The sequence below is a fragment of the Sphingorhabdus sp. genome (genome assembly GCF_044354325.1).
Lineage (GTDB): Bacteria > Pseudomonadota > Alphaproteobacteria > Sphingomonadales > Sphingomonadaceae > Sphingorhabdus_B.
The window spans coordinates 1-7,079 of the sequence record NZ_JBILAF010000107.1; the positions used below are offsets into that span (position 1 = coordinate 1).

The window sequence follows — 7,079 nt, forward strand, 5'->3', positions numbered from 1 at the left end:
TGCGTGGCGGGCGGCTTTAATCCGGTCGATATATCTCTTGGTATCTTTGAACTTCAACGGGTCTTCGCCGACTACGGGCGGCTTAAGCACGTCATAGCTGTCATCATCGAACAAAGCGGCAAAGCGTTCGGCTGGGCCAATGCGGCCGTGATGGTCACATTTTGGACAGACAGACTGGTTTTCCTCAAATTCCTTGAGGAAGATCATCGCCTGACAGCCCTTGCACTTGTGCCACAGCGTTTCTGCCGTTTCGCGCTTGGCGATGAAGGGGATGGCGTTACGGACGCGAGTGACCCAGTTCATATTTTCTGTCCCTGTAAAATACGCAGTGTAAAATATACCGTAGTGCTGAGCCTGTCGAAGCACGCTTCCCAGGCTAAAGCTACACCCAAGAGGCGCCCGTCGACGGACGCAGTCGCTGGGCGACCGCTGCTCAGGGCTACGGTTTTGTAATCAGCCACGCGCCGAAATGATAGCCGATTTCAACGACGCCACATAATCACGGACGGGACCAGCGGCGTTGACGCCATGTTTGGCGACGAGTTCGACGATTGCGGAACCAACGACAACGCCATCGGCAACGCGCGCGATGTTTGCGGCTTGTTCAGGTGTGCGGACGCCAAAGCCAACCGCGATGGGCAGGTCGGTGTGCGCCTTTAGCCGCGCCACCGCCTCATCAATGCTGGTCTGCGCCGCGACTTGCAGGCCGGTGATACCGGCGACCGATACATAATATAGAAAACCAGATGCTCCATCGAGGACGGCTGGCAGGCGGGCGGTGTCTGTCGTGGGCGTAGCGAGACGAATGAGGTCAATGCCCGCGCTGCGCAGTGCAGGGCCAAGCTCCGGGTCTTCCTCGGGCGGAATGTCGACGCAGATGACGCCATCGACGCCCGCTTTGTTGCATTCGGACGCGAACCAATCGCCACCACGGATCGTCATCGGGTTGGCATAACCCATCAGCACCAAGGGCGTGTCGGGGTGGCGTTTGCGGAACGCGGAGGCTAGCGCGAAGATATCCGCTGTCGTGGTGCCCGCATTAAGGCTGCGGATGTTTGCTTCTTGAATAACAGGGCCGTCGGCCATCGGGTCCGTGAATGGCATGCCAAGTTCAATGACATCCGCGCCGCCCGCGACGAGTGCGTCGAGATTGGCTGCGGTGTCACCGTCACCTGCAGTGATAAAGGCGACGAGCGCGGGATGGGCTTTGGAAAAGGCGGTGGAGAGGCGGGTCATGCAACCAACCCCTCGTCATCCTGAACTGGTTTCAGGATAACCACAGTCGAGCCGTTCATATCGAAGTCCCCAGAGCCTCAGCGACAGTGAAGATATCCTTGTCACCGCGGCCGCAGAGGTTCGCGAGGATGATCTGGTCACGGTCCATCTTCTTGGCTTCGCGTTCAACCGCAGCAATCGCATGGGCAGGCTCCAGCGCGGGGATGATGCCTTCCGTGCGGCAAAGCAGCTGAAACGCGGCAAGCGCTTCGGTGTCGGTCACGCTGTCGTAACGCACGCGGCCAATTTCCTTGAGCCAGCTATGCTCTGGGCCAATGCCGGGATAATCGAGACCAGCCGAAATCGAATGCGCTTCGGCGATTTGGCCATCGTCATCCTGAAGCAAATAGGTTTTGTTGCCGTGCAAGATGCCCGGACGGCCGCCTGCAAGGCTCGCGGCATGTTCTTTCTCAAGACCATGACCCGCCGCCTCAATGCCAAGCATTTGAACGTCTTTGTCGTCCAAAAACGGGTGGAAAAGGCCAATGGCGTTCGATCCGCCCCCAATGGCTGCGACCAACAAATCGGGCAGGCGGTTGATCCGCGATAGCATTTGCGCGCGCGCTTCCTTGCCGATGACGCTTTGGAAATCGCGGACCAACTCAGGGTACGGATGCGGGCCAGCGGCTGTGCCAATGATGTAGAATGTGTCGTGGACATTGGCGACCCAGTCGCGCAGCCCTTCGTTCATCGCGTCTTTCAACGTGCCAGCGCCGCTGGTGACGGGAATGACCTCTGCACCCAATAAGCGCATGCGGAACACATTTGGCTGCTGCCGTTCAATGTCCTTGGCACCCATATAGATGAAGCAAGGCAGGCCAAAACGTGCGCAGACGGTTGCCGTGGCAACGCCATGCTGGCCAGCGCCGGTTTCTGCGATAATCCGCGTCTTACCCATACGGATGGCGAGCAGTATCTGGCCAATGCAATTGTTGATCTTGTGCGCGCCGGTGTGGTTCAGCTCGTCGCGTTTGAACCAGATTTGCGCGCCTTTACCCGCAGGTGCGTTCTTACGGACTTCCTCAGTCAGGCGCTCGGCATAGTATAATGGCGACGGGCGGCCGACATAATGCTCCAGCAAATCATCAAACTGCGCCGCAAAGGCGGGATCCTGTTTTGCGGCGCGATATTCGCGTTCTAGGTCGAGCACGAGCGGCATAAGCGTTTCGGCGACATAGCGCCCGCCGAACTGGCCGAAATGGCCGCGATCGTCGGGTTGGTTGCGGAATGAGTTTGGTGTGAGTTCAGCTGTTGTCATGGTTGCGCACCGCTTGGCAGAAGGCCGCAATCTTGTCCATATCCTTGATGCCCGGCGCGGATTCAACGCCAGACGAGGTATCGACCAATATCGCGCGTGTTTGCCGCAGGGCTTCTCCAACATTGTCGGGGTTCAGGCCGCCGGCAAGGCCCCAAGGCAGCTTGTGCTTATGCTGTGTTAGCAACGACCAGTCGAACCGCGTGCCCGTGCCGCCCGGCAATGCTTGGGCCGGCGCATCAAACAGGATGAGGTCTGCTGCACCTTCATATTGGTCAGCATTTTTAAGCGTTGCTGCATCTTTCACGCCAAAGGCTTTCCAGATTTCAAAGTCGACCGCGCTTTTTAAAACGCGCAAATATTGATGCGTTTCCGATCCGTGAAATTGCACGATATCGGGTTTGACCACTTCGATAGCCTTGGCAGCATAACCGGGCTCGGCGTTGACGAGCAACAACACGACCTTCAAACTTGCGGGCGCGCGCATCCGTAACGCAGCGGCTTGTTCTAGGGGAACGTAACGCGGGCTCGGCTCATAGAGATTAAGACCGATGTGTGTCGCGCCTGACTTAGCAGCCGCATCAACGGTATGTTCGTCTTTCAGGCCACAGATTTTGATTTGCGTTTGCATGGGGCGCTAATAGCGGAGCGGTTGGTCCCCGTCATGCTGAACTTGCTTAACCTCGGGCGATTTTATGCCCGCGTCTTGCTTTACAACGTACCCATAATGGCCCGCGCGGCATCTTCGGGGCTTTCGGCCTTGGTAATGGGCCGCCCGATAACCAATATGCTTGCGCCATCGTCGCGTGCCTGACGCGGGGTAACGGTGCGTTTTTGATCCGCGCTGGTGCCACCGACGGGACGAAGACCGGGAACAACGAAAAACCCGTCCTTCCAATTCTTTTTCACGGATTTCACTTCTTGGCCCGAACACACAATGCCGTCGAGTCCGGCTTCCTGCGCCAACGCGGCCAGTCGGGCGACCTGTAGATCCGCGCTGGCGGACACGCCGACACGGTTAAGGTCATGGTCGTCGAGGCTGGTCAAAACGGTAACGGCGACAACTTTCGTATGGGCACCGGCCGCCGCCTTGGCATCTTCCATCATCGCGCGGCCACCGGCGGCGTGGATGGTGACAATGGCTGGTTCCAAGGTGTTGATCGCCTGCATCGCCTTGGCGACGGTATTGGGAATGTCGTGCAATTTCAGGTCAAGAAAGATCGGCAGGCCGAGCTTTTGCACTTCGTGTACGCCATGATGTCCGTTGGCACAGAAAAATTCGAGGCCAAGTTTAATCCCGCCGACCTGATCCTTAATGCGCCGCGTCAATTCCAGCGCGTCATCCAAATAAGGGGTGTCGATTGCGACGAAAATCGGGTTGGTCATATCATATCCACAGCGGCATAGGCAGGGGGAGGAGAGGCTGGCGGCGGTGGCGGCACTACCGAGCCGCGCTGGTTCGCCTCAAGCGTCATTATGCGCTTTTTCATGCGCCACACCTGCGTAAGGTGCACGAAATACAGCGGTAAAAAACCAATGAGAAACGCAGCAATGACCAACGCAGGCAATTTGGTATCGAGGCGAAGGCCACCCCACAGGCTGACCGATACTGGCACCCAGTTGTTGGTCGCGAACACGATAAGTCCGATCATGATGGTTACCCAAATGAGTATCTTCAAAAATCGCATCGGTCCGCAGCTCCTTCTTATCTCGCTACCTTATGGCAAGATTTTGCCTTTGGGTAGCGCTATCCAACAAACCTAGCCGCCGCGCATGTTGGCGGCGGCCAAGGCTTAGCCAAATACGCGTTCGAAAATGGTGTCGATATGTTTGAAGTGGTAATCAAGATTGAAGCGGTCTTCGATTTCTTCGGCAGACATTTTCGCAGAAACATCTGCATCGGCCTTCAAAAGCTCCATGAGTGATTCTGCGCCATCGGATTTCCAAACCTTCATCGCGTTGCGTTGAACGATGCGGTAGCTGTCCTCGCGGCTGATGCCAGCCTGCGTGAGCGCCAGCAGCACGCGCTGTGAATGGACAAGGCCGCCCATGCGGTCGAGATTCTTCTGCATCCGTTCAGGATAAATCAGCAGCTTATCAATCACGCCGGTCAGTCGGCCAAGCGCGAAATCGAGGGTGATGGTCGCGTCCGGCCCGATATAGCGTTCGACGCTTGAGTGGCTGATGTCGCGTTCATGCCACAAAGCGACATTTTCCAGAGCAGGCGTCACATAGCCGCGCACCATACGGGCAAGGCCAGTCAGGTTTTCCGTCAGCACCGGATTGCGCTTGTGCGGCATGGCAGAGCTGCCCTTTTGACCCGGCGAGAAATATTCTTCCGCCTCAAGAACCTCGGTGCGCTGCAAATGGCGTACTTCAGTCGCCAGACGTTCAATGGACGAGGCGATAACACCCAGCGTTGCGAAATACATGGCGTGGCGGTCACGCGGAATGACCTGTGTTGATACAGGTTCAATCGCAAGGCCAAGCTTTGCCGCAACATGGGCTTCAACGCCCGGATCGATATTGGCAAAGGTGCCGACTGCACCGGAAATGGCGCAAGTCGCGATTTCCGCGCGGGCAGCCACAAGGCGTTCACGGCCACGTGCGAATTCTGCATAGGCTTGCGCAAGCTTCATGCCGAAGGTGACGGGTTCCGCATGAATGCCGTGGCTGCGGCCAATCGTCGGCGTAAATTTGTGCTCCATGGCGCGCGTCTTAATCGCGGCCAGCAAAGCATCCATGTCGGCGAGCAAAAGATCGGTCGCTTGCGTGAGCTGAACCGCGAGGCAGGTGTCGAGCACGTCGGATGATGTCATCCCCTGATGCATGAAGCGAGCTTCGTCGCCCACTTGCTCTGCGACCCATGTCAGGAACGCGATGACATCATGCTTGGTTACGGCCTCAATCGCGTCAATGGCCGCAACATCGATAGCTGGGTTGGTGTCCCACCATTTCCAAAGCGCTTGCGCGGCAGAGGCGGGAACAACGCCGCGTTCGGCCAGCGCATCGGTGGCATGTGCCTCAATTTCGAACCAAATGCGAAAGCGGTTTTCAGGCTCCCAGATCTTCACCATGTCGGGGCGGGAATAACGTGGGATCATATCGTTCGCTTTCTGCTGCTATTGGGAGTCGTCGCCCCGTTAGCAGGCGCACCGCAAGGCGTCAAAAATGACGCGCCTGAAGCACACAAAAAAGAAGGGCGCGGGTTTTACGCCGCGCCCTTGCTTCTCAAAAAGTCGTCAATTTAGAAGTCGATAGAGACACGACCATACACAAACCGTCCGCTGAAACCGAATGGCGACTGCGAGCTGTAAGGCAGGAATGAGTTGTTCAAACCATAGCTTACGCCATCAACCGTTCCGAATGGAAGGCGATCTGGATATACATCCAACACGTTGTTCGCGCCAAATGCAATTGAGACGGACTCAACGGGTTTGAAGCGGAACTCAAGGTCGGTAATCCACTTTGGCGACAGGAATATATCGCCCGGGACATCACCTGGAGCGAGAGCAATGTTGTTATTGTTTGCTGATGTCGAGAAGCCGCTTGGCAAGAACACTTCGCCGTAACGGTTCGTGCGCAGTGTCATGCCAAGATTGTTGTAATCCCAATCGAGCGTGGCGTTCAGCTTGTTCTTGGGCTGTCCGTCGGTCAGGCGATAGCTTTCCTGCCGCGCGAACAAACGCTGTGCGGTGAAGCCCGAAAATACGCGGCGGTCGGTAATTTTGGTATTGTTCAAATTATACCCGACGCTAACGCGGAATTTGCCGAGGCCGAATTCAGGCACGCGGTAGCTGGCAACAATATCAAGACCTGTTGTGCGGGTATCAATACCATTGATGAAAAAGCGCGCCGAACTTACGCCCGTGACACCGGCTGAAGTCAGCAACGCCAGAACGTCTGGTCCAGTAAGGTTTTCGGTCAAGGTGATGCGGTCGTTGATTTTTATGTTGTAGTAATCCGCAGTGATGCTGAGCCCGCTAATCGGCGTGAATGTAACGCCGCCGCCAAGGTTCACCGACTTTTCTGGCGTGAGTGCCTGCGCACCCAGCGCAACGGCCACAGGCGATGAAACCGGGAATGTCCCGACTTCGATCAGCACGCCACCGACGTTGTTGGTCGATGTGGTTGCAAATGATTGCTGGGCAAGGCTTGGCGCGCGGAAGCCGGTTGAAATTGAACCGCGCAAAGCCACGCCATCAACGATTTCATATCGTGCTGCGGCTTTACCATTGATGGTATCGCCAAAGTCACTGAAATGTTCGTAGCGTCCTGCCAATTGCATCGTCAAGCTGTCGGAGAGATCGGCATCGAGTTCGATGTAACCAGCAAAGCTATCGCGCGAGACGTCTGTTGCGTTTGCAGGGCGGAAGCCCGGGAACACCTGCGCGCCACCGGCGGCATTAAACGGTGCTGCAGAGAAAGGACCGTTGACGTAGCTTTGAAGCTCTCCGGGGACGATTTTGTAGTTTTCGTTGCGATATTCGCCACCGACGGCAAGCGATACGCTTTGGCCAATGCCGATGTCCAAATCGCGGCGCATATC

General features: G+C 56.7%; 7 protein-coding genes and 1 pseudogene. All 8 read right to left on the bottom strand.

The genetic code is table 11. The annotated features are described in order from the left end of the window. Window positions 1–303 (bottom strand): annotated as a pseudogene (locus tag ACIQ0G_RS09190) (acetyl-CoA carboxylase carboxyl transferase subunit beta); the annotation flags it as partial. A gap of 150 nt (window positions 304–453) precedes the next feature. Further along, window positions 454–1,236 (bottom strand): tryptophan synthase subunit alpha, encoded by a 783-nt coding sequence (gene trpA / locus ACIQ0G_RS09195; RefSeq protein WP_397577651.1) that lies wholly within the window; start codon window positions 1,234–1,236, stop codon window positions 454–456. 55 nt (window positions 1,237–1,291) lie between these two features. Further along, a complete protein-coding gene (gene trpB, locus ACIQ0G_RS09200; protein ID WP_183940392.1) occupies window positions 1,292–2,533 on the bottom strand; it encodes a tryptophan synthase subunit beta in 1,242 nt (413 codons plus the stop codon). Then, window positions 2,520–3,161: a phosphoribosylanthranilate isomerase gene (locus ACIQ0G_RS09205; protein WP_397577652.1), complete on the bottom strand. Its 642-nt coding sequence runs from the start codon at window positions 3,159–3,161 to the stop codon at window positions 2,520–2,522. Before ACIQ0G_RS09205 ends, trpB begins: the two co-directional genes overlap by 14 nt. Window positions 3,162–3,241: 80 nt before the next feature. Then, window positions 3,242–3,916 (bottom strand): orotidine-5'-phosphate decarboxylase, encoded by a 675-nt coding sequence (pyrF, locus tag ACIQ0G_RS09210; protein WP_397577653.1) that lies wholly within the window; start codon window positions 3,914–3,916, stop codon window positions 3,242–3,244. Further along, a complete protein-coding gene (locus tag ACIQ0G_RS09215; RefSeq protein WP_397577654.1) occupies window positions 3,913–4,218 on the bottom strand; it encodes a hypothetical protein in 306 nt (101 codons plus the stop codon). Before ACIQ0G_RS09215 ends, pyrF begins: the two co-directional genes overlap by 4 nt. Before the next feature lie 105 nt (window positions 4,219–4,323). Continuing rightward, window positions 4,324–5,634 carry an adenylosuccinate lyase gene (purB, locus tag ACIQ0G_RS09220; RefSeq protein ID WP_397577655.1) on the bottom strand — a complete coding sequence of 437 codons (1,311 nt, stop codon included), beginning with the start codon at window positions 5,632–5,634 and terminating at the stop codon, window positions 4,324–4,326. 143 nt (window positions 5,635–5,777) lie between these two features. Next, window positions 5,778–7,079 (bottom strand): TonB-dependent receptor domain-containing protein (locus ACIQ0G_RS09225; RefSeq protein ID WP_397577656.1); only part of this gene is annotated, 1,302 nt, incomplete at its 5' end.